Raw genomic sequence first — 26186 nt, forward strand, 5'->3', positions numbered from 1 at the left:
TCAAATTTATTTGACGCATTGGGCTGTCAAGCATAGTTTCGAACTATGGAGCCTTCTGTAGTCTCGACTCACACATCCACTCTGCCCCCGGGGCGGACTGACGATGAACGAGTGGAAGGCGCGCCCACCGTGATCGACCAGCGCTCACCGCGCGTTCGAGACATTGTCGAACTTTTGAAGCCGATCACATGGTTTCCGCCGATGTGGGCGTTCATGTGCGGCGCGGTTTCGTCCGGCGCAGGCTTGGATGGCCGCTGGCTGTTTGTGGCAGGCGGCGTGCTTCTTGCAGGGCCGCTTGTTTGCGGGACCAGCCAAGTGGTGAACGATTGGTTTGATCGCCACGTTGATGCCATCAATGAACCTGATCGGCCTATCCCCTCGGGTCGTATTCCGGGCCGGATGGGGCTTTGGATCGCGCTGATCGCGACGCTTCTTTCAGCAGTGGTGGGCTGGCTCTTGGGGCCGCTTGTTTTTGCAGCAGCCTTGGTGGGGCTTGCGCTTGCCTGGGGCTACAGCGCGCCGCCGTTCCGTTTCAAGACCAGCGGTTGGACGGGCCCTGCGGTCGTTGGCCTCACCTATGAAGGGCTGAGCTGGTTTACCGGCGCGACCGTTATGCTGGGGGCACTGCCACGCGCTGAGGTGCTGATCGTCCTCGTGCTGTATAGCCTTGGCGCCCATGGCATCATGACTTTGAACGACTTTAAGGCGGTTGAAGGCGACCGGGCCACAGGGCTCAAATCTCTTCCCGTAACATTGGGCGTTGCCAATGCGGCGCGTCTGGCCTGCGCTGTGATGGCATTGGCGCAGCTTGTCGTGATCGCGCTTCTGGGCGTTTGGGGCGAATGGATTTCGGCAGCGATAGTGGCGCTTGTCCTCGTCGCCCAGTTCGCCGCCATGCCGCGGCTGCTCAGCAATCCAAAGAAATATGCGCCCTGGTACAATGGGGTAGGGGTCACACTCTACGTGCTTGGCATGTTGGCAGCAGCTCTTGGTTTGGGCGGGTACATCTGATGCACGCGCCCACATCACCCACGCTGCAAAAGCCCCAAGGCCTGTCGTGGTTTGCGATTATCCGCATTGGCCTGGTGCAAGCCTCAATCGGGGCGATGGTCATGCTCACCACAACTGTACTCAACCGGTTGATGGTGGTCGAATATTCGCTTGCCGCTGCACTTCCTGCAGGTCTGGTCGGCTGGCATTACGCGGTGCAATTGTGCCGCCCATTGTGGGGGCACGGCTCCGACAAAGGGGGCGGCAGGGCTATCTGGATTATGGGTGGGCTGGGCGTGCTTGGGGCTGGCGCACTGTTGGCGGTTAAAGTCACCTTGATGAGCGCAGCGAGCCCTGTGCCAGGCTTAATGCTGGGCGTTCTTGCCTACACTCTGATCGGCATCGGCGTGGGCGCAAGCGGCACCTCTGCCCTTGCGCTTCTGGCCTCAGGTGTCGCGCCAGAGCGGCGCGCAGCGGCGGCGGCCGTTACTTGGATCATGATGATTGCGGGCATCGTCGTGTCAGCCATTACCGTTAGTCAGCTGATCGACCCATTCTCGCCCCAGCGCCTGTGGTGGGTCGCAAGCGGGCTTTTGGCCGCCTGTTTCATCATTGCTTCGATCGCCACATTCCGGCTGGAGCCGCGCGAAGCGGTTGATTTTGCTGAAACCGCCAAAGACGCATCCCCCCCTGATTTTAAGGAGGCGATTGCCGAGATCTTCGCAGAGAAAGCTGCGCGCCGGTTCACCCTGTTTATCTTTGCCTCGATGATGGCCTTTAACATGCAGGATTTGATCCTTGAGCCGTTTGCCGGCCTCGTTTTTGGCATGACACCGGGCGAGAGCACCGGCCTTGGAGGGATGCAGTCGGGCGGGGTTCTGGTCGGCATGATCGTCGCCGGGATCGGGGGAAGCGCGTTCAAAGGCCGCATGCCGGTAGAGCTTCGCCACTGGATCGTCTTTGGCTGTCTAGGGTCCGCAATAGCGCTCGCCTGCCTTGCGGTCGGGGCCAAGGTTGGGGTCGGTTGGCCGATCCACGCCAATGTCTTCGCTTTGGGTTTTTGTAACGGCCTCTTCGCCGTCGCCGCGATCGGCGCGATGATGGGCCTCGCTGGGTCGGGAGAGCGCACCCGCGAGGGTGTGCGCATGGGCGTTTGGGGCGCGAGCCAGGCCATAGCCTTCGGCCTTGGCGGCCTCGTCGGATCGCTCGGTGTCGATATCGGGCGCAAGATGATGGACGACGGCTCGGCATTCCAATTCGTATTCGCAGCTGAAGGCGCTCTTTTCGTCGTCGCTGCATGGCTAGCTTTGCGGGCTACGCAAAAGGGGCTCACGCCCAGAAAAGCTGCAGCAATCGCCAAAACGCAGAGCAATCAGCAACCCAAATATTCAAACGGAGCATTCGCATGACTGACAAAATTTATGACGCTGTCGTCGTAGGCGGAGGGCCTGCTGGCTCCACGGCCGCGACCGAGCTTGCACTTGAAGGCCATTCGGTTTTGCTGATGGAACGGGGTGGACGGATCAAACCATGCGGAGGCGCTGTACCGCCGCGCCTTTTGGAAGATTTCGACATCCCGCAAAGCCTGCTCGTTGCCAAAGCGCGCTGTGCCCGGATGATCGCTCCCTCTGGCCGCGCGGTCGATATGCCTGTTGGCGAAACCGGCTATGTCGGCATGGTCGACCGTGAAGATTTTGACGAATGGCTGCGCGAACGCGCGGTGGAATGCGGGGCCGAGCGCCTTACTGCGACTTTTGAGAAGATCGAACGCGACGATGAAGCGCACCCTCTCGTGGCGTTCCGCCGTGAGCGTGGCGGCCCGATTGAAACGGTGCGCGCGCGCATGATTATCGGAGCCGATGGAGCCCGTTCAGCGGTAGCGAAACACGCGCTTCCCAATGCCGAGCGGGTTAAATGCGTGTTCGCTTACCATGAGATTATCGCATCGCCCAAAGAAGCGGGCGACGTGTTCGACCCGGACCGCTGCGATGTGTTTTATCAAGGCAAGCTTTCGCCCGATTTCTATGCCTGGGTGTTCCCGCATGGTGACACGGCGAGCGTCGGTGTGGGAAGCGCGAACAAAGGCTTTTCGCTTCGCGGCGCGGTTTCAGAGATGCGCTCTGAGCTTGACCTGACCCGGTGTGAAACCATTCGCCGCGAGGGCGCGCCCATTCCATTGAAACCCCTGAAACGCTGGGACAATGGCGCGGATGTTATCGTTGCAGGTGATGCAGCGGGCATCGTGGCCCCCGCATCGGGTGAGGGCATCTATTACGCCATGGTTGGCGGGCGCTACAGCGCTCAAGCAGCGAGCGAGGCGCTCAAAACGGGCGAGGCCAAAGCGCTCAAGAATGCGCGCAAACGCTTTATGAAAGATCACGGGCGGGTGTTCTGGATCCTGGGGATGATGCAATATTTCTGGTATTCCAGCGACAAACGGCGCGAGCGTTTTGTCGATATGTGCGACGACAAAGACGTGCAGCAGCTCACCTGGCAGGCTTACATGCACAAGAAACTGGTGCGTAAAAAGCCGCTCGCACACCTTAAAATCTTCCTCAAAGACACCGCTCACCTTCTGGGACTGAGACCGGCGAACTCTGAGGTGCGCTCGCAAGAGAAAGTCGCCTAGAAAACAAAACAGTAAGCAAAAGCTGCAAACCAAACGCAAACGAGGAGTGGGATCGTCATGAGCATAATTACAAGCAGAGAAACCGGGGCAGGATTGCCCATTGGCGTCAGCAAGACCTGGATATTACCAGCCATCCTTGCGGCAGTTGCGGCGGCGATGGTTGCAGCCTTGGGCGCAACCATCACCGATTTGGGCCCTTGGTATCAAGCGCTAGAAAAGCCGGGCTGGAACCCGCCTGATGTGATTTTCCCGGTCGGTTGGACGATTATCTATGCGCTCAACACAGCTGCGATTGTGAGCGCGTGGCGCGCGGCCCCGACGCCAAAAGTGTCTGACACGATAGTGGGACTGTTTGCTCTGAACGCTTTCCTCAATATCGGTTGGTCTGTGCTTTTCTTCCGGTTTGAGCGGCCTGACTGGGCGCTTTTCGAAGTGGCACTTTTGCTTGGCTCGATCCTGTCGCTGATCGTCTATTGTGGACGGTATTCCCGCAATTCGGCGTTGCTGTTTACGCCCTATTTGGTCTGGGTTGGTTTTTCCGCAGTGCTCAATTGGGCAATTGTGGATTTGAACGGTCCCTTCGGCTGAGACACGCCGTTTGGCAGCCAGATGATTGCGAACTTCTTTGAAAGCGGTCACGCAGCCGACCTTGTTCTGGCAGTGCTTGCAGCAGAGGCCATCTGGCTGAAGTTGCGCGGGTGGACCCTTGGCAAGATTATCGGCCTTGTGGGCCCGGCGGTCTTCATCGTGCTTGCATTGAGAGCAGCGCTTGTGGGCGCTGACTGGGAATGGGTAGCGGTGTTGCTGGCCCTGTCCTTCCCGCTGCATTTGATGGATCTCAAAGCTCGTCTTTCCCAAATTTAGCCGCCACAGATTTACCCATTACCGCCTTCATAAGAATGAAAAGGTCCGCTGAACCTATGAGTTCAGCGGACCTTTTGCATGACCAGATGGTACCTTAACGATGATCAGTCGCCAAACCGTGCGGTCAATTGAATCCCATAGAAGCGCGGCTCTGCCGGGATGAAGGTTGGGATACCAAACGCGCCGCCTGTATTGCCCGCATCAAGCAGATAGTCTTCGTCAAAGGCGTTGCGGATGAAAGCCGCGATTTCGTAGCGATCATCGGCAAAGCTGACCCCGGCACGTGCATTGACCAGCGTGACGCCTTCTTGGCTGATCAGGTCGCTATTGGGCACTTCGAAGAAAATGCGGCTGCGATGAGTGACGCTTGGCGTTGCGAAGAGGCGGGCGCCATTGCCGAATTCATAATCAACGGTGAAGCCCGCCGAGGCCTGAAATTCGGGTTGGAGACGGAAGCGGGCGCCGGAAAAGGCAGGTGAGAAGGCTCCATCTTCATCAATGCCGCCGTCAATATAGCCAAAGTTGCCGAACACGCGCAGCCAGCCGGTTGCATCAATCGCGACCTCGCCTTCGACGCCAAGGTTGCTGGCAGAGCCCGCGCTTTGAGTAATAAAGGTGCCGACCGGACCGTCCGGGTCCTCAACCGAGACCTGGAAGTTTTCGTAGACCTGATAGTAAACACCAAGCGACGCGGAAACAGGCCCGCTGGCAAGTTTGATCCCGCCTTCGTAATTCCACACCGTCTCTTCGGAAACGATTTGCGGGTCCGGGACCACATTGCCTGCGCCATCGATGGTCGCGCCAAGGTTGACGACGGGCGAACGGCGACCCTTCGAAATGGTCGCAAAGACATTCACCTCATCGCTGATGCGATAAAGTGCGTTGAAGCGGGGAAGGGCGGCAGAAAAGCTCGCTTCGTCTCGGAAAGTCTGGAGATTGGTATCCAGAAATCCGGGAATCAACGGTGCCCCGCTCAGCACGCTGTCAGGCGAAACCGAGATGAAGCCAGACCGGCGGTATTCGGCGAGGAAGCGCACGCCAGCGGTGAGCTCCAGATCGTCGGTCGCAAGCCAGGTCACATCGGCAAAAACCGAATAGGCTTCGTTACGGCCTTGGTTTTCAAACCGGGCGGAATAGGGAAGCGCATCGACCGCCCCCATCGTCGCAAGGCCGGTGACCGCCGTTGCCGGCACACTGCCATCAGGTGCAACGCAGGGGACGCCCGGGATCAAAGGCGCGCCGAAAATGGAGGTCAGGCATTGCAAGAAGAGCCCTTCTTCGGTGGCGAAAGGCACGTTTTGTGCGCCCTCTTCGATGAACACGTTCCACCCTGCGCTTGCACGAAGATTAGTGCCCGAATAGGTAAAGCGGCCTTCATGGCTGGCCTGCCAGCCGTCGGCGATTTCGGCAAATTCAAGAAAGGGCGCAGCCGTTCCATCGGCGTCGAAAACTTCCGCGCTGTTAAATTCGCGGTAGCCGTTGACCGTGGTGAAGGTCCATTCGTCCGCAAACTGGTATTCAGCCGTCAGATTGACGTCGTAAACCTCGCGATTGAGGCCCAATTGATCGTCGCCCAAGGCCGCCGCCCCTTCGGGAAAACCGCCCAGATTTGCATCTGCAAAAGCGTTGTCTGGGCCGCCCGGCGCGCCTGCAAAGGCGGGGAAGGTGCCAGAGACAAACGGTGTGCCGCCGTTGCGTTGTTGATCGTATGTGCCGATCAGGTCGAGCGTGAAATCAGCTGTAGGTGTGTAGCGCAACGACGCGCGCACGCCGAGTTGATCCTGTGCGTACAGATCCTCTTCCTGATTGGGATTGAGGTTTTCGACATAGCCATCGCGGGTGCGATGTTCGAACGCGATCCGGCCCGCCAGCACGTCTGATCCGGCATTGATGAAACCGCCCAGCAGCGTCTGTTCAAAATTGCCATATCCGCCGGTGATCTCGCCGGAGAAGCCTTCACGCGGTTTGGCTGAGACAAGGCTGATCGCGCCAACGGCGGACGCGGTCCCGAACAAGGTCGCCTGAGGGCCTTTAATAACTTCGACGCGTTCAAGATCGTAGATCGCCTGATAGGACCCACGCGAGCGCGAAATATCGACGCCATTGTAATAGAGCGTGACACGCGGACCTTGCTGCGAAGAGCCGCTGTCAGAGGTGATGCCGCGAATGACAACGCCCGGGTTATTGGCGCTCTGTTCCTGGATCAGAAGGCCCGGAATGTAATTTGAAAGTTCGTCAAGGTCAGTCACGCCGAGATCTTCGATATTGTCACCGCTCAGAGCCGAGATAGTGATCGGCACGTCGAGTGCGCGCTGTTCAACCTTTTGCGCGGTAACGATGATCGTGTTGCCGGACGAAGCGGACTGATCGCTCCGTTCAGATTGGTCGGTGGTGTCCTGCGCTGCGGCGAACGTCGGAAAGGAGACAGCAGAGGTAAGAAGAGCGATGCGCAATAGTTTTTTGGTCACGGTGTTTTCCCTGGACTGTAAGAGAGGTTTGACCGCGCGCTAGAGCAGAGTGATGACAACCGTGCGGCGTTCATGTTTCAAATCAGCGAAAAACGGCGATTTATGCGTTTTGCCAACACCAAAGCCCACCTAAGCTCCAAAGAAAAAGCCCGGCCGCACACTTTGTGCAGCCGGGCCTTTTTCGACCTATGGATGAAGGCTCGCCTTAGCCCTTGAGCGTCAAGCCTTTAGTTGGCTGGAGCGTAATAGTGCTCTTGTGCCCAAAGGTACCAATTGTCGACCACAGTGCCTGACAGAAGGATACCAATCCCGCCTGTAAGTGTGGTCAGAACCGCGAACCACCATGCCCAGCGGTGGATCGATTCCATCGTGGCGTTAAAGCCCATGGTCCAGCGCCAGAAGAGGCCCGCACGCTCAGAGGCTGTGCCGCGGTCCGTGATCTGTTCAATCTCACGCTCACCGCCGTAACGGCCCACAGCAAGGATCGTCGCACCGTGCATCGCGAACAGGACTGCTGAACCGTAAAGGAACACAATCGAGAGCGCGTGGAACGGATTGTAGAACAAGTTGCCGTGAATGAGCGAGAAGTTGTTGGTCCAGTCAAGGTGACTGAAGATCCCGTAAGGAACAGCCTGTGACCAATCCCAAAGGAGCAGCGGGCGGATAAAGCCCAATACGAGGAACAGCCAGATTGCCGACGCAAAGGCCCAAGGGATGTGCATCCCCATGCCCAATGCCTTGGCCCGCATATAGGTACGAGCCCACCAGCAAAGAACCGCAATCGAGAGGAACGCGCCGGTCATGATGAACCAGCCGCCTTCATTCAAGGGTACGAACGGGCTAAAGCCGTATTCGGCACTTGGCGGATCAAGCGAGAGCCAGAAAAGCTCGCGCATGAAGGTTTGCGGGTCCCATCCGGCCTGAGCCCAGAAGTTCAGTCCGATGATCATAAAGGCCGCAAAGCCAAAGGTGAGCGAGATCATGCCGAGCCAGCCGAGATAAACCGGGCCAAACTGCGACTGGCCTATCTTGCCCATCCAGTAGGAATAGCCAGTGATAGGAATACGTTCTTCGCTGCCATCGGTCAGCGGAACGCCCATTTCAGGAGCGGCCTTGACCTGGATCTGGGTGAAGATGTTTTGATAGGTAGCCATCAGATCGGTTCTCCTTGCCAGATTGGGATCACACGCCACCAATCCCACCATTCAACCCAGCTTCCTGTCATCAGTGTGCCGGAAATCACGATGCAGATCGCGCTCCAGAACCCTGCGTTGAGGGCCAGGAACAATCCAACACGGTGGATGCCAAGCGTACCGACAGAATAGCCGATGAAATCGCGGAAATAGGTGTCTTCATATTCCGGTGAGCGCACTTCATTGCCCTTGCCAACGTTGACCGCTGACAAGACCAGACCGCCGTGCAGCGCAAGCGCCAGACAATTGGTGAAGAAGAACGTAATCGCCAGCATATGAACCGGATTATAGTGGAAGTTCACATAGTTATATCCGGTGTAGGAAACCCAATCCAAGTGGGACCAGATGCCATAAGGGAATGCGTGCCCCCATGCGCCCATCCAGAATGGACGGATAATGTTGAGTGTCACAAAGGCAAAGACAGCAACACTAAACGCGATCGGAACATGATAACCCATGCCCAGCTTTCGCGAGATTTCTGCTTGTCTTAATACCCAAGATCCAAATGCAATCACCGCGCAAAGCGTGATGATCTGGTGGTAACCCCCTTCATTCAGGGGAGCGAATGCTAACCCTGCTTCAATCGCTGGTGGCTGTATATCGATTAGCCAGGGGTTGAGGGTCGGACCCGCAGCAGCAGCAGCGAAGATCAGCATTGTGCCAAGGGCGGCGCTGATTGCTACCAATACTCCGAAGAATCCGACATAAAACGGCCCGACCCAAAAGTCGAAAAGGTCGCCGCCGATCAATGTGCCACCGCGTACGCGGTATTTCCGCTCGAAACTAAGGAGCGCCATAGGTCCATCCTTCCCGCCTTTGTGGCAGGCGTTGTCGTTTGCGTATCGGTTATTTGTGGGAGGCAGGCAGGCGAACCTGCCCCCTCACAAGGATTTGCCTGTTCAGTTGTAAAAAACAGCCAGCAAACTCACGATTAGGTGAGCCAGCCGTATGTTTCAGTGCTGAGCAGGATGAAGTGGATCGTGAACGCGAGAACCGCGAGGCCGACATGCAGCGCTACGAGGGTCCGGCGAACATCGAAATGATGCCAAATCTTGTACATGATTGTTTCCTTAATTCCAGATACTTGGTTTGCCCGGTCACGCCCCGAAACGAGACGATCAATGGCAAGTCAGGCAATATGGATTATCAGAGTGGGAGCCACGGTTTGTTGACCCACAAAAGAATGTGGGCGACAACCGCAATACCGACATAAAGACCAAAGGTGCCCATGAACGCGCCATGGATTTCCTTTGCCTCTTCGTCGGTCAGATACGTTCCCACGTTGGGGCGATCAGTATCGGCCATAGTTGTATCTCCGTCTATTTACATTGGAGCGAGGACGGAATTGTCCCCGACGGTACCCGCGCGTGATCCCCCACGTGGATTGCGGATGCCCGATACGATCAGGCAAAACTTGTGATCCCTCAAAAGTTTGGTTGGTGAGCGAGAGGCAGGTCATACAGCTTCTCCCTCGAGCAATGCCTCTTGGAGGCAGTCTTTGGTAACTGTGTCTGCGCCTTTTGCGCGCGCGGCTGCCTCGGCGGCATCGCGAAGGCGCTTGGCGACGGAAATGCGGATAAGGACGGGCTGCTCTTCGACCAGCTCATCGAGCCGGGCCTTGGCCTCCGTGTCCCATGTCACTTCGTGTGTTGGCGCGCCGTTTGACCCGGCTTTCACAGGCACATCTGCACCGCGCGCCAAGGTGGCTTGGCCTTTGTCCATGTCTGTGCCCAGGGGCAGGATATGGAACAGCGCATCGAAGAGCGCGTTGCACACTTCCTGCACCAGATAGGTTGCACCCGAATATCCCATGAAAGGCGTGCCGATATGGCGGCGGATGGCCGCGCCCGGGAAGCTTGCCGGGATGAATTTCCCGCGCGCGCCGACCTCGGCCATGTACATGCGCTCATTATAGCTGCCGAACATTACGAGCGGCGGAGACTTGTGAATGTCCTCGCGCACTTCGTCGTTCCTCGGTTTGACCCCTGCTTCGCGCGAATAGGCAAAGGCACACGGGAGCCCCATGTCGTCTTCGAGGAAGTGGCGAATGCCGCGCGCGTAGGTGTCATTGGCGACAATGCCGAAATTGGCGGTCGCAAAGAAGTCTTGTGTGACCGAGCGCCACAAATCCCACAAAGGTTTGATCGTAGTGTGCTTTTCGCGCTCGATAAACGGCTCTGGATCAAGACCCAGTTCCGCGGCCAGGGCGCGCAGGAATTTGGTTGTGCTTGAAAGGCCGACTGGCGCTTGGAAGTAAGGCCGCTCGAGCGTCTCGCACAGATTGCGGCCAAACTCGCGGTACATGCAGACATTGGCGTCCGCTGTGCCGAGTTTGCGAATATCGGCAAGGTGGCAGCCCAGCGGGAATACCACGCCTACTTCTGCGCCGATTCCCTCGACCAAACGCCGGATTTCGGCGAGATCGCTTGGCATGTTGAACATGCCATATGACGGGCCAATGATGTTGACGACGGGCTTTTCGCCCTCTTTGCGTGGCCGAGGCTGCGGCATCTTCTTGGGACCAAATTCGGTCCAGAGCCATGTGAGCGCGCGGTCCGCTGACTGCCATTGATCTTCGTCGATCGTGCGCGGCAGGAAGCGCTTGATATTGGTGCCCTCTGGGGTCACGCCGCCGCCGATCATCTCAGAAATCGAACCCGTTACCACCACAGCAGGAAGCTCAGGATCAAGCGTTTGCCAAGCCCGCTTCATCGCGGCTTCGGTGCCGGTTTTACCAAGTTCCTCTTCGCCAAGGCCTGTGACCACAATCGGCAATTCATGTGGGGGAAGGGCATCGGTGTAATGGAGCACGGATGTCACCGGCAGGTTTTCGCAGCCCACCGGGCCATCGATGATGACCTGCAGGCCCTTTACGGCTGTAAAGACGTATGTTGCGCCCCAGTATCCGCCGGCCCGGTCGTGATCGAGGACGAGGGTCATGTGCCCACCGCCTCAGCCGCTTTACGCGCTGCTTCGTTCAATGCCGCATATTTCTTGCGGAATTTCGGACGGTCGACGGGAGTGTCTTCCCATACGCCAGTTGCGTGGGCCTCGCCAACGCCTTCGAAAAAGTCGCGCATCGTATCGAAGCGCTCTTTATTGGCCATGGCGGCGTTGATGACCTGAGCCAAGCTGCCGGCGCCTGCCGGACCCATCAGGGGGCGGGCTGAGATGAGGTTTGTGAAATAGAGCGCCGGAATGGCTTTCGCCTTCGCGTGTTGCACCACGGGTGTCGTGCCGATGGCGAGATCTGGGCGGAATTCCTCCACCGCTGCAATATCGTCTTCAAGACTTGCGCGGAAGTTTACCCTTACGCCTTTGGCCTCGAGCCATTCGCGGTCTGGATCTGACCATTTTGTCTTGGGGCAAGCGCTGCCAACGTAAGGCACATCGGCGCCGCTTTCGATGAGCAGGCGCGCAACCAGAAGCTCCGAACCCTCATAGCCCGAAACGGTTACACGGCCCTTGATCGGAGCCGAGGCAATTGCGCCCTTGCAAGCGCCAATCATCGCGTTTTTGACGCCTGCAACTTTGTCCGCTGGCAAGCCCATGACATCGCCAAGGCTATCAAGCCATGCAGCTGTGCCGTCGGCGCCCACGGGGGCAGAGCCAATCACCGGACGGCCTGCGTGTTCAAACTCGCGAATGCTCGCGGTGTAGAAGGGGTGGATCGCAGCCACGACTGAACAATCAAGCGCTGCGTACAATTCGCGCCATTCGCGTGTGGGAACAACCGGTCCAGCCGCCAAGCCAAGCGGCTCCAGCATTTGGTCGATCACCACCGGATCAGCTGGGAACATCTCGCCCAAAAGCGCAACCGTCGGTTTGTCAGAGCGTTTTTCGGGCGTTGCAACCGGGCCTTCCATCGCCTCTTTACGGGCATAAGCAAGCATTGCGCCCGCCAGAACATCCTTCGCCTCGGCGTGGGTTGGAATACCAAATCCAGGCACGTCGATGCCGATAATACGCACACCGTTAATCTGGTCCGGCAGCAGCCTCAGCGGAACGCCGCTTGCTGTGGGAACGCACAGATTGGTGACAACAACCGCGTCATAATGCTCTGGATCAGCGAGGTCCTCGACCGCTTCCTTGATGTCTTCAAACAGCTTGCCGGTGACCAGCGTTTCGGAAGAAAACGGCACATAGCCAACCGTGCGCCGCGCGCCGTAGAAATGCGAGGTGAAGGTAAGGCCGTACACACAGCAAGCCGAGCCTGAGAGCACGGTTGCCGTACGCTTCATCCGAAGGCCAACGCGCAGTGACCCGAATGCGGGGCACATGGATTGCGGTTGATCGTGTGGCCCTTTTTGAGGGTCCACCGGATAGTCGGCGGCGTATTGGTCGAGAATGTCACGTTTCCCGGCCGCGCGCGCTGCCTCGCGCATGGTATCCTTGCTCGAACACGCGCCGCTTGGCTGCGTGGCAGTGCCACTGCCCACATCCAATGTGTCACGATTGCGCATCGCATTTTTGGGCGCGTCTGAGGAAGAGATATCTGTCAAATCAAATCTCGTCGTAGATCACTTCAAGTGATGGTTTTTCTTCAAAAGTGCCGCCGCGCATGTCGGCTTGGGTGGCAGGGACCAGCTCGACGTTTCCGCCTGTTTCGTCGGCAGAAAACAGATTGAGAAGGCCGTCTTGATCCAGAGGCGCAGGTTGGCGCGGCGGGGCTTCTGCGACATTGATGGCAAGCTCTTCAAAGAGGCTTGCCCATTCGCCGCCTGGTATACCAACAATCTGATAATTTGCGCTTTTGCGGCGAATATCTTCGTTTGCGGGGATCGCGGTTAAAACCGGAATATCGACAGCTTTTGCAAAGGCTTGCGCCTCGCCTGTTCCGTCATCTTTGTTGATGATCATGCCAGCAACGCCGACATTGCCGCCCATTTTGCGGAAATACTCAACCGCATGGCACACATTGTTTGCAACATAGAGCGATTGGAGGTCGTTTGAGCCGACCACGATCACTTTTTGACACATGTCGCGCGCAATCGGCAGGCCAAAGCCGCCGCACACAACATCGCCTAGGAAGTCCAACAGAACGTAGTCAAAGCCCCAGTCATGGAAGCCCAGCTTCTCAAGCAGTTCAAAGCCGTGAATAATCCCGCGACCACCACAGCCACGGCCCACTTCTGGCCCGCCAAGCTCCATCGCAAACACACCGTCACGCTGGAAACAGACATCTTCGATAGAAACCTCTTCGCCGGCGAGCTTCTTCTTCGACGAGGTTTCAATGATCGTAGGACAGCTTTTGCCGCCGAACAGAAGGCTGGTCGTGTCGGACTTCGGATCGCAGCCGATCAGAAGAACACGCTTCCCTTGCTGCGCCATCATGTAAGACAGGTTGGACAGCGCAAATGACTTGCCCGAACCGCCCTTGCCATAAATCGCGATGACCTGCGTTTCCTTGGTCACTTCCCCGGTGTGTACCGGGTCTGGCTCTTGCGAAGCTTCGTCGCGTAGAGCCTGATCTTGGGCTTCCAACATCGTCATGCAGCTTCACTCCAGTCTAGAACCATTTTGAGGCAGTCAGGATCGCTGAACGCTTTGGGATAAGCCTCAGTCGCGCGCGATGCCGGACTTGTGTCAGTGATCAAGCCGCCCAGATTGAGAGCTCCTGCCTGAATAAGGGCGATGGTCTGCGCAATGTCTTGCGGCTGCCATTCCGCCGCCACGCGAAAACGCGCCTCTCTCATGAAAGCAGGGGCAAAATCGAACCCGAGCCGGCTTTTGTAAAAGCCCGCCAGTGTGATTTCCCCGCCTTTGGAGAGGCGGCCAATCAACTCATCGAGCAGCCCCGCATCGCCGCTTGCATCATAGATGGATGCGTAGTCGGTGCGCGTGTCATTTTCTGGCGAGATGACGTTATAGCCTACCGCGCCAAAGCGGCGGTTATTGCTGACTTCCCAAACGGTCGGGGCTTTTCCGCCAAGCGCGAGGGTAAGCCTCGCGAGCAAACGCCCAAGCACGCCGTGACCAATAATCAAATCGGGAAGCTCGCCTGCGTTGATCGCATGGAGCGCAGTCGCGGCCAGTGCGCACAAAACGCCGTCGGCGCCTAAACTTTCAGGGATCGCAAGGGCGCGCGCCGATGGCAGCATCACTTTGCTTGCCGTACCGCCAAACAGGCCGCGAGCACCAGAATAGCAATTGGAGCCGGGCACAAACACCCATTCCCCAATCCGCGATTTGGCAGCGGGTCCCGCTTCCACGACCCGGCCGATAGATTCGTACCCTGGCACAAGCGGATAACCCATGCCGGGAAAATCAGGCATTTGCCCTGTGAATAGGAGTTTTTCAGTGCCTGAGCTGATCCCGCTCCAGGCAATTTCAACGAGGACGTCACTAGCGCCAGCTGGGCTTAGCTCGAGCGGCTGAAGCGCAACGGCCTCAGGTTTCTCAAGTATTACAGCCAAGCTATGCATCGGTGGACTCGCTTTCCCGGTATTCAGCCTCTCCATTCGCTTTGGCGCAACAAACATGCGACTCGGCGAATGTCCCAGGAGGGGCTTCCTCTCATCATGTGCTAGGCTTTACACTTTAATGTGTCAACTAAAGCGGACAGTTAATAGTGTAATGTTGCATTTATGCGAAGGCGATGAGGATGCTGGCGTTGATGGGTTGGGGTGTGGGAACGGCTTTTGTGCGGACAAACCCCGCTTTGCGCGCCATGGCGGCGATCTCATCTGCGCTGCGCGCGCGGCCAGATCCCATGGCCCATAAATACATCCCAAAAAACGCCTCGCCCATGCCCTGTGCACCTGGCGTGCGCGCCATCGGCTCTGCGATGAGCAGTTGTGCCCCCGGCGCAAGGCTGGCGCGGATGTTGGTGAGCAGTTTGAGTGCGGCCTCATCGTCGTGATCATGCAGGATCCGCACAAGCGACAAGACGTCGTAACCTTCCGGAATCGCGTCATTAAAGAAGTTACCCGGATGCGGCGTCACCCTGTGAGCACCAAAGCGTTGGGATAGTATCGCAGCGCCTGCCTGGGCCACTTCGGGAAGGTCAAACAGTCCAAGGTGCAGGTCCTCGAAAGCGTTCCCCATATGCATCAGAAACGCACCATGTCCGCCGCCCACATCAAGCAGCCGTGCGTTTTTGGGAAAGCGATAAGAGGCGAGCACCTGGTCGGCCACAAAATGCTGTGAGGTGGCCATTAGTTCGGAATATTCCGCCGTCTCAGTCCCGCGTTCCGCCGCGCCGTGCAAAGCACCAGCATAGGACCAGAAACGCGATAGCTCGGTCGGCTCCTTGCGATCTTTCCTGAGCAATTCCAGCGGGTCAGCAAGGTCGCGGTATAACAAACGGTGGTGGCGTACCATCGCCTGTGCGCCCTTGTCAGCGGCCAGAACCGCGCCCGCCTCACCCAGCATCCAGCCATCTTCGATTGGTTCTTCGGACAGTCTTAGGGCTCGTCCTGCGCGAAGGAGGGTCAGTGCCGCATCACGGCTGAGGTCCAGCTGGGAGGCGACGTGTTGGTGGCCAACAGGGCCGTGGCCGAGCAGGTCGAAAAGCCCGGATTCCACATAACTTCTAAGGATTTGGCTGTAAGTGAAGCCTGCAAGGATATCGAAAGCCTCGCCTGCGCGCGCTCTCGCAATGCGGTTCACCAAAGGCAGTTTGGCGCACCAATATTGGAACCGCGGGGATGCGAACACCGCATTGCGGCGTGCAATCCAGCGCACTTTTAGCGGTGCTTTGGGTGATCCCCCACTCATGCTTTAGACGCAAATCCCAAAAAAATGACACTTCATTTGTCCAAAGAAGTGGACACATGCTACAGTCAGGTCAACTAGAATGTCACATTTGACCGGTGAGAGGTCCCGGCTGGAGGGGTGTTGGAGACATCAGTCGTCATTATTGGTGCAGGGATGGGCGGGCTTGCGAGCGCGGCCAGACTTGCTGCGCGCGGGGTGCGTGTCACCCTCGTGGAAAAGGCCGATGACGTCGGTGGAAAGGCGCGCCGGGTCGAAGTGGATGGCCAGCTTATTGATGCAGGCCCCACCGTCTTCACCATGCGCGATGTCTTCGATGAAATCTTCGCCGACTGCGGCGCGCGACTCGAAGACTATGTAAGCGTCAAAAAGGCACAAGTGCTCGCCCGTCATGCCTGGGCTGGGGGGAATCGCGGCGACACGCTCGATCTATACGCTGACCGTGCCCGCAGCATTGATGCGGTTGGCGATTTTGCAGGGGTAAAGGCAGCGCAGGGGTATGCCCGGTTCACCGATGAAACTGCGCGCATGTATGACATCCTCAATGAACCGATGATGCGCGGCGACAATGTGTCGAGCCCGCTGCCGCTGCTATGGCGCATTGGTCTTACGAGGCTGGGTGATTTTGCCGCGATGCGTCCGCACAAGACCATGTGGAAGGCATTGCGCGAATTCTTCCCTGACCCGCGATTGCAGCAATTGTTTGGCCGCTATTCGACCTATTGCGGATCGTCCCCGTTCGAAGCGCCCGCGACACTAATGTTGATCGCCCATGTTGAGGCGATGGGCGTGTGGCAGATCGATGGCGGTATCCACGCGCTTGCGGTGGGATTGCGAAAACTTGCCGAAGGGCAAGGTGCGCGTTTTCGCATGGGTGAAAGCGTTGCAGAGATCCTCACCCAAGGGGGCAGAGCACGCGGTGTGCGCCTTGCCAACGGTGAGGTAATCGCGGCCGATGCGGTGATCTGCAATGCCGATCCCAATGCAATTGCTGTCGGCAAATTCGGAGGGCTCGTGAGGTCTGCGGTCAAGCCGTTGCCGCCGTCCAAACGCTCACTTTCCGCGCTTGTCTGGTACGCCCACGCCGAAACGAGTGGGTTCGATTTGACCCATCACAATGTCTTTTTCTCAGGCGATTACAAACGCGAGTTTGATGAGATCGCCAGCGGGCGTCCGCCAAGCAATCCCACCGCTTATATCTGCGCCATCGATCGCAGTTCGGACGCTTCCGCCAGCTCAGCACAAGCCAAGCGAGAGCGCCTGCAAATCATCGTCAATGCGCCTGCCAATGGCGACACCAATCCCTATGATCCCAAGGAGACTGAGCAATGCACGAGCGCAATGAGAGAGACGCTTCGATGCTGCGGCCTGACACTAGAGGACGAGATGCCTCACCAGGTCGCGACACCGGCACAGTGGGAGAGCCTGTTTCCGGCAAGCGGGGGGGCTCTATATGGCAGAGCGTCGCACGGCTCGGCGGCCTCTTTCCTGAGGCAGGGGCCGCGCACCAGGATCAAACATCTTTATTGCGCTGGGGGCGCGACGCATCCTTCAGCGGGCGTCCCGATGGCCGCCTTATCCGGGCTGCTTGCGGCGAGAAAACTGTGCGAGGACCTCGTTTCGACGAAGACGTACCACCGGGCGGATACACCTGGTGGTACATCGATGCGATCAGCGACGACGGAGCCCACGCCCTCACAATAATCGCCTTCATAGGCAGCGTTTTTTCGCCCTATTACAAGGCATCGGGCAGAGGCTCTCCGCTCGATCACTCTTCAATGAATGTCGCGCTTTACGGGCCTCAGCACCGCTGGGTCATGCATGAACGCCCGCAAGGCGATGTCCGGCGCGATGCGACCAATCTGGAAATCGGGCACAGCGCGATGCGATGGAACGGCGATCATCTCGAAATCGACATTGAAGAACGCGACACCCGCCTGTTCAACCCGATCCACCGCCGTGTGGCAGGCAAGGTTCGCGTTCACCCCGAGGCTCTGAATGCCGCCAGCTTTGCGCTCGACCCTGCGGAAAACCACATCTGGCACTGCATGGCGCCGCGCGCCCGCATCGAGGTGGAGATGGAGGAACCGGGCCTGTCATGGTCAGGCACAGGATATTTCGACCACAACCGGGGCAGCGAGCCTTTGGAGAGCGGCTTTAACACATGGCACTGGTCGCGGGCGCATCTCAAAGAAGGCGCGGTGGTTTGTTATGAAGGAGAGCGCGGCGATGGTTCGCTTTTCGCAAGCGCCATCCGTTTTGATCGCCACGCAGAGGCGTCTCACGTGGAGCTTCCAGCCGTTGCGCCTTTGCCAAAAAGTAAATGGCAGGTCGACCGGCGCACACGCTCCGAAATTGGCGTCGCTGAAGTGCGCAGGACTTGGGAAGATACGCCGTTTTATGCGCGCTCTGAATTGTCGTCCAAATTGTTCGGTGAAGAGGTCGAGACGGTTCAGGAAAGCCTTGATATGCGGCGCTTTGGCTCACCGGTCGTGCAGTTCATGCTGCCTTTCAGGATGCCCAGAAAGCCAGCTTAGTCGCTAGACCTTGTGTCCTTTTCAGTTGGCTCCGTGGCAGCCTTTTCCTCTGATTCGCGCGCTTCTCGAGCTTCTCGTTCGGCCCGCATTTCGCGCACTTCGCGGCGCATTTTCCACCATTGCCAAAAACACACGCCAATCGCGATGGAATAGAAAAATACGATCTCCAGCCAGCCGAAATTATCGGTCACATTGTGCATGTAGCTGGCGATCATGTTGGCTCTCCGTCAGCTAAAGAGGGAGGCAAAGCGGCGAAAGCTGTAATCAAGGGCGCGATCAATTCGGGCGCTTCCTCGTGGGCCAAATGGCCAAGACCTTCGAGCACTTCAAGCCGAGATGTTGGGAGCCAGAGATGGGCTTCCTCAGCCCAATCGAGCGGGATTGCCGCATCGTTGTCAGAATGCACCATCAATATGGGGTTGGAAAGCTCGTGCATCCGCGTGCGCAAGGTGGGCAGGTCCCAATTGGCCATCATCGAGAGCGCGCCCTTGGTGTGAGCCGCATTCTTGATGAGCGCTGCGTAACAAGCGAGCCCTTCCTTATCGAGGCGCGAATGGGTGGAGCGGTAGATAAACCGTTCTGCCTCGTTCCCAAAGCTTGCAAGCCCAGAGAAGATGCGTGGGACAAAAGGGTTCACGAACAACAGCTTGGCAACGGCAGGGAATATCTCTGCGGCCGGACCGGGGAAGGGGCGAAGCGCCGAATTGAGCCCCACGATAGGTCCGGTGTACCCGTGATCCAGCGCCATTTGCAGAGCGAGCGCAGCACCTGCCGAATGGCCCACGATAAGGTCCGGCGTAAAGCCAGTGTGATCGAGCAACCCGGCAATGCTGCGCGCCATACCGGGAAGCGAGGTTTCTTCTGGCGCATGGCCTTTGGTAAAGGCGTGGCGCGGCAGATCGGGCGCGAATAGCTCAAAATCCTGGGCCAAAAGCGGTGCAAGCCCGCGCCATGAATGGACAGAGCCCCCGGTGCCGTGGAGGAGCAGAATGCGCTTTCGCCCGACCTCTCCAAAGCGTTGAGTGTGCCAGTTGGCACGGCCTTGGGAAATGAACTCGCTTGCATTGCGGTGAGGCCAGATGCGCCCGTCGCGCTCCCAGGTTAGGCCAGCGCTCATACCGATTCTCTGGCAGAAATGGCGGCGTGCAGGGTCTTTGCATCGGCGCGCGGCAGGGCGAGGTAACGGGCGTTCATCGCGTCCGCTAACACGGCGCCCTCGCGGCTGGCTCTTGCCGATATATCGACCACCAGAGCATCAACGCCTTCGCGCGCGATGGCTTTGGCCGCGGCCTTGGTGTCTTCGCCCGCTTGTTTGCGCCCCGGCTGGCCTGCTGCATCGATATTGGCGCGCCCGTCGGTGAGGACAATCACGCTTGGCGTGCGCCCCTTTGAGCGCACCGATGCGGCCAATTCGCGCGCGGCGTGAAGGCCCATGGCAAGCGGTGTTCCGCCACCACCGGGAAGCTCTGCAAGAGCGCGGCGCGCCCGTGTGAGAGAGCGGGTTGGGGGCAAGAGCATTTCTGCCACCTCTCCTCGAAAAGCGATCAGGGCGACTTCGCTTCGGGTGACATAGGCCTGCGCCAGCATCATTTCGACCGCGCCTTTTGCCTCGGCCAATCGCGCGGCGGCGGCGGACCCGCTGGCATCGACGGCGAAGATGGTGACGCGCGCGGCTTTTTCCTCAAATCGGCGAACGCGCAGGTCGTCCTTACGCATGATCAGCGGCGCGTCTTGGCCGGCACCCGCCTCGCGTCTGCGCACACCTTGCCAAGGGACCGCTGCTCTAAGCGTGTCGATCATTGCCAGCCTTGCGCCGCCTCTTGGCATTCCGGGACGCGCGCCCAAAGGTTTTCCGCGCAGTCCGCTTTTGCGCTTTTGTCCAGACCCGCTCCCACCCGCCTGGCGCGGAGCGAGGCCTTTGGCGAGTTGCTCCAAAAGGTCGGCGGGGATCGCAGCTGCGGCGGCTTCTACCACCTTGTCCTCAAGCTTTTGATCGGCGGATTGCTGGTCATTGTCTTGCGGCGTTTCTCCCGGTTCGGGCGGCGGCGCATCGTCTGCCTCGGGTTCCTCTGGCGGTGGGGGAAGCTGGGTTGCACGCGGAGCCAGCACAAGGCGAGCAGCAGCCTCTAGATCTGCCCGCTCGGGGGTGTCGCGCCCAGAAATCGCAGCATGCGCGCGCGCCGCTTCGCTTGCATGGATGAGCGCGCGCACGGAATGCACTCCCAGCGCCGCGCCTGTCGAAGCAATCGTGCTGAGCGCGTCATTGCTTAAGGGTGCCGTGTCGCAGGTGCGCGCATCCTGAAGTTCTGCCTCGTGCGCCCTTGAATGCGTCAGGTCGCATTGGAACGCGAGCCGCTCCAGCAGCGCCAGAGGTGCGCCTTCATCCGCCTCACGTGCGTCATCGAGCAGGATCAACGCGACTCGCTTATCATCAAGCGCCTGTGCGAGCCGTCCAGCCAAAGCCTCTCCCATGCGTTCAGCCATGGGCACGACCAAAACGCCGCCTTGAGCTTCGGTAAGGAGGCCGCTGGTTTCCACCGGCCTTCCTGCTGCAAGGCTCGCCGCAATGTCGATCCCGCCGAGCAGGCGCTCATCATCGACATGGGTCGGCAGGCGTCTTGTCGGGATATTCGCAGCAATCGCAGCCACCAGAGCATCGCGGGCAGGGGAACTACCGCGCAGCACCATTCCGCCAAAATTCAGCGGATTCTGAATGAACAGTTGTGCGGCGAGAATGGCGTCGTGAAGAGGGTCGCTTTGAAGGCTATCGGGGGCAGGCTCGCCCGTCACCCGAACAGCTCTTGCAAAGCGCGGGTGATGCGCACGGTGGAGCCTGTTTCATCAAGAACATCGCGGCGCAGGCGGTGGCGCAATGCAGACGGCGCAACCGCAATCAAATGCTCGCGTTTCACTTTGCGCGCGCCTTCAAGCGCTGCAAAAGCACGCGCTGCGCGCATCAAGGTGAGCTCTCCGCGAAGGCCATCCGCACCCACGGCCATGCACAAATGGGCGGCATCGATGAGGATGTCTTCGCCCGTCTCAAGCTTGGCAAGCTTTGCCTTGCCGCGCGCGATCTGTTTGAGGATTTTTTCGTCTTCGCCCGCCCACTGAGCGGTAAAGGCGTCGGGGTCGCGTTCATTAGCCGCCACAAGGCGCATGATGGAAACGCGGGTTTCGATATCTTCGGGCGTGCGCACTTCAACAGATAGGCCGAAACGGTCGAGCAATTGCGGGCGCAGTTCGCCTTCTTCCGGATTGCCGCTGCCGATGAGCACGAATTTGGCAGGGTGGCGGACCGACAGGCCTTCTCTTTCGACCACATTCTCGCCTGATGCAGCGACATCAAGGAGCAGATCAACGAGGTGGTCTTCGAGGAGGTTTATCTCGTCAATGTAAAGAAAACCCCGGTGCGCTTTGGCAAGGAGGCCGGGTTCAAAACCCTTTTCGCCCGATCGAAGAGCCTTCTCCAGGTCGAGCGAGCCAATCACCCGGTCCTCTGTCGCGCCCAAAGGCAAGTCGACGAACGGCACAGCGCGCTTTCGCAATGGCCCGCCGCCGCACACATCAGGGTATGCGAGCGCGTCTTCTTTCGAGCCGCCATAGGGGCAGTTTTCATGCGCGGTAATCGGCGGTAAAAGGCTGGCGAGTGCGCGCGCTGCGGTGCTTTTTCCAGTGCCCCGGTCGCCGAACACCATGACCCCGCCAATGCTCGGATCGACAGCTGCAATCAGCAGCGCCTGCTTCATCTCGTCTTGCCCGACGATTGCGGAGAATGGGAACTTTGCCATGTAAGCGGCATTGTGGACGCTTAAGACGCTTTCGACAAGTATGCGTGACACCCAAACTGACAATTTGTCCTTACATGGAGCGGTTTAGCGTCTGTCCCGCCCTTGGCTCGTGCGTGTCAGAAGCAGGACCGGCAACAGCCCGGCGGCCAGCAATATCAGCGCAGGGATCGAGGCTTCGACCAGCCTTTCATCGCTCGCCAAGCGGTAAGTGCGGGTTGCCAGAGTTTCCAGATTGAAGGGCCGCAGGATCAGCGTTGCAGGAAGCTCTCGAACCGTGTCGATAAAGACCAGCGCGGCTGCTGCGGCAAGGCTGGGGCTTAAGAGGGGCGCATAAATACGCGTCAGAACTTTCGCAGGGCCAGCGCCCAATGACCGCGCAGCAGCGGCAAGCGAGGGCGGGATTTTGCTCATGCCTCCATCGACGCTGTTGTAAGCAACGGTCAGGAACCGCACCGAAAGCGCATAGACCAGAACCGCGCCCGTCCCAGTCAGGATAAGCCCGCCCGAATAGCCGAACACATCGCGCGCAAAGCGGCTGATCGTCACATCAGCGGCCCCTAATGGTGCAAGCAGGCCGACCGCCAAAAGCGCGCCGGGCAGGGCATAGCCAAGGGTCGACACGCGGATAGAGGCCTTTACCAAAGTGCTTTCGGACCGTGCCTTCGCAAAGGCGAGCAAAAGGGCGGCGATCACGCAAACGAACGCAGCGCCAAGGCCAAGCCAGAGACTGCCACTGGCAAAAGACCAAAGGTCGCCTGCTGCATTGATGGCAGCATCGCTCACTGACATGGAGAGGAGGTGCGCTGCCGGTACGACGAAACCCAAGAGCACTGGTGTGGCGCAAACAATCATGGCCATAAATTTGCCCACGGGTGACAGTTCCACCAGTGGCTCATTATCAGCGCGGGCATCTTTGCTTGCCGAACGGCCTTGGCGAGTGCGCGCTTCAAGAACGATAAGCGCGATCACGAATAGCAGCATCATGGCCGCCAATTTTAGCGCGGCCTGCTTGTCCCCCATCGCAAGCCAGCTTCGGAAAATGCCGGTCGAAAATGTGGGGATGCCAAAATACTGCGCGACGCCAAAATCGGCCAGCACTTCCATTAGGACCAGCGCCAGGCCGCCTGCGACCGCTGGCCGCGCGGCGGGCAGGGCCACTTGCCAGAACGCACGCCATGGCGCTGCACCAAGGCTGCGCGCGGCGCGAAATTGCGATACGCTTTGCGAGGCGAATGCACCGCGCGCGAGCAGGTAAACATATGGATAGAGCACAATGCCAAGGACAAAGGCTCCGCCCGGCAATGAGCGTACTCTGGGGAACCAATATTCTCCAACACCAAGCCCGGTGACACTGCGAAGGGCGCTTTGCACTGGCCCTGAAAAATCGAGCAAATCGGCATAAAGATAGGCCGCGATATAGGCAGGCACAGCAAGCGGGAGAACAAGCGCCCATGCAAGGATTGAGCGTCCCGGAAAGCGAGCGGCGCTGACCAGCCACGCGCAGCTTGTGCCCACCACCAAGGCGATGCCCCCTGCCATCACCATCAACAAAAGCGTGTTCGCAATATAGCTGCCAAGGACGGTGCGGGCGAGGTGGGCAATCGCCTCAAACCCGCCATTTGGGGCAGAGACAAGGATTGCCACGATCGGCAATGCAGCAAGGCCAGCGAGCACGAAAGCGCCCACGCTCCATCCGTCAATTCGCGGCGCTTTCACCATCAGCCCACTTGCGGGGCGGCCAGCAGATTGCCTAAGGCTCATGCCAACAATTTCCGCAGACCGTTTTTGCATCGGACAATTTTGTGAGCCTTGAATTTCGACATATTGCCCATGCTTACACCGGAAGAACCGGAAGGGTGGAGGCGCTCTCGGACATCGCCTTTACAGCGCCGGCTGGAAAAATCACCTGTCTGCTTGGCTCGTCAGGCTCGGGCAAGTCAACCTTGTTGAATTTGGCAGCGGGCCTTCTCCCCGTCCAATCGGGCAGTATATCGGTGGGAGGGAATGAAATGGCCGCCCCCGGTGTCAACCCGCCGCCCGAAGCGCGGCCCGTGGGCCTTGTGTTTCAGGACGGCGCGCTCTTCCCGCATATGACCATTGCTAAGAATATTGCTTTTGGATTGCCAGGGGGCGGGAGCGCTGGAGTGATCGAACAATGGCTGGACCGTGTGGGGCTTGCAGGGTTGGGTGAGCGCTTTCCCCACGAGCTTTCCGGCGGTCAGCAACAACGCGCCAGCCTTGCCCGCGCCATGGCGCCAGAACCGCAAGTGCTGTTGATGGATGAACCCTTTGCCAGCGTCGATATTGTCCTTCGTCGCCGTCTTCGCCGCGATTGCAGGAGGCTGCTGCGCGAGGCGGGGACGACCACGATTTTGGTGACGCATGACCCGGAAGAAGCGCTCGATATTGCGGATCACATTGCGGTGATGGAAAACGGGCGGATCATTCAATTTGGCACGCCAGAAGACTTGCACGAACGCCCAGCGAGCGCTTCGGTGGGCGCGATTTTTGGCGGGGCTCAGATTGTCTCTGCGATGCGCGACGGCGATGTGTTGCGAACATCGATGGGCGTATGGCCGCTTTCCTGCATTGCTGGCGATCTGCCAGATGGGGCCGAGTTTGACCTGCTTGTCCATGCCGAAACGCTTGGTTGTGAAGCGGATGAGGCGGGGCTGGAAGTGGTCGACGTGCACCCCTTGGGCGTTGCCAGTCGCCTGCTTCTGCAAACACCCGATGGCAAAGAAATTACGGTGCAATCAACCGCCACTGTCAAAGAGGGGATGCGGTACCGCATTGTCCCGCAGACGCGCAGCGTTCGGGCATTTCTACGCAGATAAAGCTTGCATTGGTAAAGCCACTATTGCAAGTCGTTCGCAAATACGACGGAAGGCTATCCAACATGAAAAAAGTGATTCTCGGGCTCGCAGCAATGCTGGCCGTCACCGCCTGTGCTGAGACTGAAGGGGGCGATACCGCTGGTCAGGGAGGCGAGGTGAACATCTATTCCTCGCGCCATTATGACACTGACCTTGCACTTTACGAGGATTTTACTGCGCAAACCGGGATCAAGGTCAACCGGATCGAAGCTGATGCCGACGCTCTGATCGAACGTATCCAAAGCGAGGGCGAGTTTTCACCCGCTGACCTTTTGATCACTGTGGATGCAGGTCGCCTTTGGCGCGCGGAAGAGGCCGGGATATTCTCGGCCGTTCAATCCGATGTCTTGAATGAACGCCTTCCTGCCCATCTGCGCCACCCCAATGGCCTGTGGTTTGGCCTTTCCACCCGTGCGCGCATAATTATCTACAATAAAGAAGCAGGCGTTCCAGAAGGCCTCGATACCTACGCTGACCTCGCTGACCCGCAATGGAAAGGCGACATCTGCATCCGCTCCTCGTCCAATATCTACAACATCTCGCTCCTTTCCAGCATCATCGCCAACGACGGCGCAGAGGCAGCGGAAAGCTGGGCCAAGGGCGTTGTTGCAAACTTCGCGCGCCCGCCAGAGGGCAATGACACAGCGCAAATCGAAAGCGTGGCGGCGGGTGAGTGCCGCATTGCTGTGGTGAATTCCTACTACCTTGGCCGATTTGCAGGCGGCGAAGGCGAAGAGCGGGCGGTGTTCGATAAGCTCGGCGTGATCTTCCCCAATCAAGGCGAAGGTGACCGCGGCGCGCACGTCAATGTCAGCGGCGCTGGCGTCACGGTCAACGCGCCCAATCGCGAGAACGCGATTGCCTTCCTCGAATACCTCACCAGCGAGAGCGCCCAGCGGTATTTCGCCGATGGCAATAATGAATATCCGGCTGTTATCGGTATGAAGGGCAATTCCGCTCTGGAAGAGATGGGCACTTTCCGCGCTGACACTTTGAACGCGGCCAGAATTGGCTCTGGCCAGGCGCAGGCGGTGCAGATTTTTGACCGCGCTGGCTGGAACTAATTGATGTGATTGGGGGGCGAATGGCGAAGTCGCACTTTTGCCCCCAATCGCTAATCTAACT

The 26186-nt window shown here is 58.7% G+C and carries 24 protein-coding genes; 9 read left to right on the plus strand and 15 right to left on the minus strand.

What is annotated here, in order from left to right; all coding sequences use genetic code 11:
- Positions 1-129: 129 nt before the first annotated feature.
- From chlG to EH31_RS07965, 5 genes are read left to right on the plus strand one after another with little or no spacing between them, the layout of a single operon-like run.
- A complete protein-coding gene (chlG, locus tag EH31_RS07945) occupies positions 130-1011 on the plus strand; it encodes a chlorophyll synthase ChlG (protein ID WP_034960062.1) in 882 nt (293 codons plus the stop codon).
- Positions 1011-2399, plus strand: a complete 1389-nt coding sequence (locus EH31_RS07950) for a BCD family MFS transporter (protein WP_051699068.1) — start codon at positions 1011-1013, stop codon at positions 2397-2399. Before chlG ends, EH31_RS07950 begins: the two co-directional genes overlap by 1 nt.
- A complete protein-coding gene (locus EH31_RS07955) occupies positions 2396-3619 on the plus strand; it encodes a geranylgeranyl diphosphate reductase (RefSeq protein ID WP_034959630.1) in 1224 nt (407 codons plus the stop codon). Before EH31_RS07950 ends, EH31_RS07955 begins: the two co-directional genes overlap by 4 nt.
- 57 nt (positions 3620-3676) lie before the next feature.
- On the plus strand, positions 3677-4207 hold the full coding sequence (locus EH31_RS07960) for a TspO/MBR family protein (RefSeq protein ID WP_081853296.1): 531 nt from the start codon (positions 3677-3679) through the stop codon (positions 4205-4207).
- 21 nt (positions 4208-4228) lie between these two features.
- Positions 4229-4483, plus strand: coding sequence for a hypothetical protein (locus EH31_RS07965; RefSeq protein WP_051699069.1), 255 nt, complete (start codon positions 4229-4231; stop codon positions 4481-4483).
- A gap of 104 nt (positions 4484-4587) precedes the next feature.
- On the opposite strand, the gene EH31_RS07970 is transcribed toward EH31_RS07965, so the two are convergent.
- The 10 genes from EH31_RS07970 to EH31_RS08005 all read right to left on the minus strand — a co-directional run bounded on the left by EH31_RS07970 (position 4588) and on the right by EH31_RS08005 (position 15863).
- On the minus strand, positions 4588-6951 hold the full coding sequence (locus EH31_RS07970; protein ID WP_034959631.1) for a TonB-dependent receptor: 2364 nt from the start codon (positions 6949-6951) through the stop codon (positions 4588-4590).
- Between the two features lie 227 nt (positions 6952-7178).
- A complete protein-coding gene (pufM, locus tag EH31_RS07975) occupies positions 7179-8105 on the minus strand; it encodes a photosynthetic reaction center subunit M (RefSeq protein WP_034959633.1) in 927 nt (308 codons plus the stop codon).
- Positions 8105-8941, minus strand: coding sequence for a photosynthetic reaction center subunit L (pufL, locus tag EH31_RS07980; protein WP_034959635.1), 837 nt, complete (start codon positions 8939-8941; stop codon positions 8105-8107). Before pufL ends, pufM begins: the two co-directional genes overlap by 1 nt.
- Positions 8942-9075: 134 nt before the next feature.
- Positions 9076-9204 carry a light-harvesting antenna LH1, alpha subunit gene (pufA, locus tag EH31_RS17215; RefSeq protein ID WP_081853297.1) on the minus strand — a complete coding sequence of 43 codons (129 nt, stop codon included), beginning with the start codon at positions 9202-9204 and terminating at the stop codon, positions 9076-9078.
- Positions 9205-9290: 86 nt separating this feature from the next.
- Complete coding sequence (gene pufB, locus EH31_RS17220; RefSeq protein WP_081853298.1) at positions 9291-9449, minus strand: light-harvesting antenna LH1, beta subunit; 159 nt, start codon at positions 9447-9449, stop codon at positions 9291-9293.
- Between the two features lie 150 nt (positions 9450-9599).
- Complete coding sequence (gene bchZ / locus EH31_RS07985; protein ID WP_034959636.1) at positions 9600-11084, minus strand: chlorophyllide a reductase subunit Z; 1485 nt, start codon at positions 11082-11084, stop codon at positions 9600-9602.
- Positions 11081-12607 (minus strand): chlorophyllide a reductase subunit Y, encoded by a 1527-nt coding sequence (bchY, locus tag EH31_RS07990; protein WP_051699150.1) that lies wholly within the window; start codon positions 12605-12607, stop codon positions 11081-11083. Before bchY ends, bchZ begins: the two co-directional genes overlap by 4 nt.
- Before the next feature lie 40 nt (positions 12608-12647).
- The gene (locus tag EH31_RS07995) at positions 12648-13637 is read right to left on the minus strand and encodes a chlorophyllide a reductase iron protein subunit X (protein ID WP_034959639.1); all 990 of its coding nucleotides are present in this window, start codon (positions 13635-13637) and stop codon (positions 12648-12650) included.
- Entirely contained in the window at positions 13634-14569 is a 936-nt protein-coding gene (gene bchC / locus EH31_RS08000) for a chlorophyll synthesis pathway protein BchC (RefSeq protein ID WP_034959640.1), read from the minus strand. Before bchC ends, EH31_RS07995 begins: the two co-directional genes overlap by 4 nt.
- 160 nt (positions 14570-14729) lie before the next feature.
- Complete coding sequence (locus EH31_RS08005; protein WP_034959641.1) at positions 14730-15863, minus strand: methyltransferase; 1134 nt, start codon at positions 15861-15863, stop codon at positions 14730-14732.
- Positions 15864-15980: 117 nt separating this feature from the next.
- On the opposite strand from EH31_RS08005, the gene crtD reads away from it, so the two are divergent.
- Together crtD and EH31_RS08015 are read left to right on the plus strand one after the other, a co-directional pair.
- A complete protein-coding gene (gene crtD, locus EH31_RS08010; RefSeq protein WP_034959642.1) occupies positions 15981-17564 on the plus strand; it encodes a 1-hydroxycarotenoid 3,4-desaturase CrtD in 1584 nt (527 codons plus the stop codon).
- The gene (locus tag EH31_RS08015; protein ID WP_081853299.1) at positions 17465-18397 is read left to right on the plus strand and encodes a hydroxyneurosporene dehydrogenase; all 933 of its coding nucleotides are present in this window, start codon (positions 17465-17467) and stop codon (positions 18395-18397) included. The genes crtD and EH31_RS08015 overlap by 100 nt, the downstream gene beginning before the upstream one ends.
- Here the strand turns inward: EH31_RS08015 and EH31_RS08020 are convergent.
- The 5 genes from EH31_RS08020 to EH31_RS08040 all read right to left on the minus strand — a co-directional run bounded on the left by EH31_RS08020 (position 18394) and on the right by EH31_RS08040 (position 23946).
- Positions 18394-18612 (minus strand): hypothetical protein, encoded by a 219-nt coding sequence (locus EH31_RS08020; protein WP_034959645.1) that lies wholly within the window; start codon positions 18610-18612, stop codon positions 18394-18396. The genes EH31_RS08015 and EH31_RS08020 overlap by 4 nt on opposite strands.
- On the minus strand, positions 18609-19514 hold the full coding sequence (bchO, locus tag EH31_RS08025) for an alpha/beta fold hydrolase BchO (protein WP_034959646.1): 906 nt from the start codon (positions 19512-19514) through the stop codon (positions 18609-18611). The genes EH31_RS08020 and bchO overlap by 4 nt, the downstream gene beginning before the upstream one ends.
- Entirely contained in the window at positions 19511-21187 is a 1677-nt protein-coding gene (locus EH31_RS08030) for a magnesium chelatase subunit D (RefSeq protein WP_051699071.1), read from the minus strand. The genes bchO and EH31_RS08030 overlap by 4 nt, the downstream gene beginning before the upstream one ends.
- Entirely contained in the window at positions 21184-22185 is a 1002-nt protein-coding gene (gene bchI, locus EH31_RS08035) for a magnesium chelatase ATPase subunit I (protein WP_034959647.1), read from the minus strand. Before bchI ends, EH31_RS08030 begins: the two co-directional genes overlap by 4 nt.
- Before the next feature lie 84 nt (positions 22186-22269).
- Positions 22270-23946: an ABC transporter permease gene (locus tag EH31_RS08040; RefSeq protein WP_081853335.1), complete on the minus strand. Its 1677-nt coding sequence runs from the start codon at positions 23944-23946 to the stop codon at positions 22270-22272.
- Between the two features lie 41 nt (positions 23947-23987).
- Between EH31_RS08040 and EH31_RS08045 the strand changes: the two genes are divergently transcribed.
- Together EH31_RS08045 and EH31_RS08050 are read left to right on the plus strand one after the other, a co-directional pair.
- Positions 23988-25022, plus strand: coding sequence for an ABC transporter ATP-binding protein (locus EH31_RS08045; RefSeq protein WP_034959648.1), 1035 nt, complete (start codon positions 23988-23990; stop codon positions 25020-25022).
- A 62-nt stretch (positions 25023-25084) separates the two neighbouring features.
- Positions 25085-26125, plus strand: coding sequence for a Fe(3+) ABC transporter substrate-binding protein (locus EH31_RS08050; protein ID WP_034959649.1), 1041 nt, complete (start codon positions 25085-25087; stop codon positions 26123-26125).
- Positions 26126-26186: the final 61 nt, after the last annotated feature.

It is taken from the genome of Erythrobacter longus (assembly GCF_000715015.1).
Classification (GTDB): Bacteria; Pseudomonadota; Alphaproteobacteria; order Sphingomonadales; family Sphingomonadaceae; genus Erythrobacter; species Erythrobacter longus.

Coding starts and splice junctions, on each gene's coding strand:
- pufA (WP_081853297.1), bottom strand. CDS start 9,204: ATGTACAAGATTTGGCATCATTTCGATGTTCGCCGGACCCTCGTAGCG.
- EH31_RS08040 (WP_081853335.1), bottom strand. CDS start 23,946: ATGAGCCTTAGGCAATCTGCTGGCCGCCCCGCAAGTGGGCTGATGGTG.
- pufB (WP_081853298.1), bottom strand. CDS start 9,449: ATGGCCGATACTGATCGCCCCAACGTGGGAACGTATCTGACCGACGAA.
- bchY (WP_051699150.1), bottom strand. CDS start 12,607: ATGCGCAATCGTGACACATTGGATGTGGGCAGTGGCACTGCCACGCAG.
- EH31_RS07955 (WP_034959630.1), top strand. CDS start 2,396: ATGACTGACAAAATTTATGACGCTGTCGTCGTAGGCGGAGGGCCTGCT.
- EH31_RS07995 (WP_034959639.1), bottom strand. CDS start 13,637: ATGACGATGTTGGAAGCCCAAGATCAGGCTCTACGCGACGAAGCTTCG.
- bchO (WP_034959646.1), bottom strand. CDS start 19,514: ATGAGCGCTGGCCTAACCTGGGAGCGCGACGGGCGCATCTGGCCTCAC.
- pufM (WP_034959633.1), bottom strand. CDS start 8,105: ATGGCTACCTATCAAAACATCTTCACCCAGATCCAGGTCAAGGCCGCT.
- EH31_RS07960 (WP_081853296.1), top strand. CDS start 3,677: ATGAGCATAATTACAAGCAGAGAAACCGGGGCAGGATTGCCCATTGGC.
- bchC (WP_034959640.1), bottom strand. CDS start 14,569: ATGCATAGCTTGGCTGTAATACTTGAGAAACCTGAGGCCGTTGCGCTT.
- bchI (WP_034959647.1), bottom strand. CDS start 22,185: ATGGCAAAGTTCCCATTCTCCGCAATCGTCGGGCAAGACGAGATGAAG.
- EH31_RS07965 (WP_051699069.1), top strand. CDS start 4,229: ATGATTGCGAACTTCTTTGAAAGCGGTCACGCAGCCGACCTTGTTCTG.
- EH31_RS08050 (WP_034959649.1), top strand. CDS start 25,085: ATGAAAAAAGTGATTCTCGGGCTCGCAGCAATGCTGGCCGTCACCGCC.
- EH31_RS08020 (WP_034959645.1), bottom strand. CDS start 18,612: ATGATCGCCAGCTACATGCACAATGTGACCGATAATTTCGGCTGGCTG.
- pufL (WP_034959635.1), bottom strand. CDS start 8,941: ATGGCGCTCCTTAGTTTCGAGCGGAAATACCGCGTACGCGGTGGCACA.
- bchZ (WP_034959636.1), bottom strand. CDS start 11,084: ATGACCCTCGTCCTCGATCACGACCGGGCCGGCGGATACTGGGGCGCA.
- EH31_RS08005 (WP_034959641.1), bottom strand. CDS start 15,863: ATGAGTGGGGGATCACCCAAAGCACCGCTAAAAGTGCGCTGGATTGCA.
- EH31_RS07950 (WP_051699068.1), top strand. CDS start 1,011: ATGCACGCGCCCACATCACCCACGCTGCAAAAGCCCCAAGGCCTGTCG.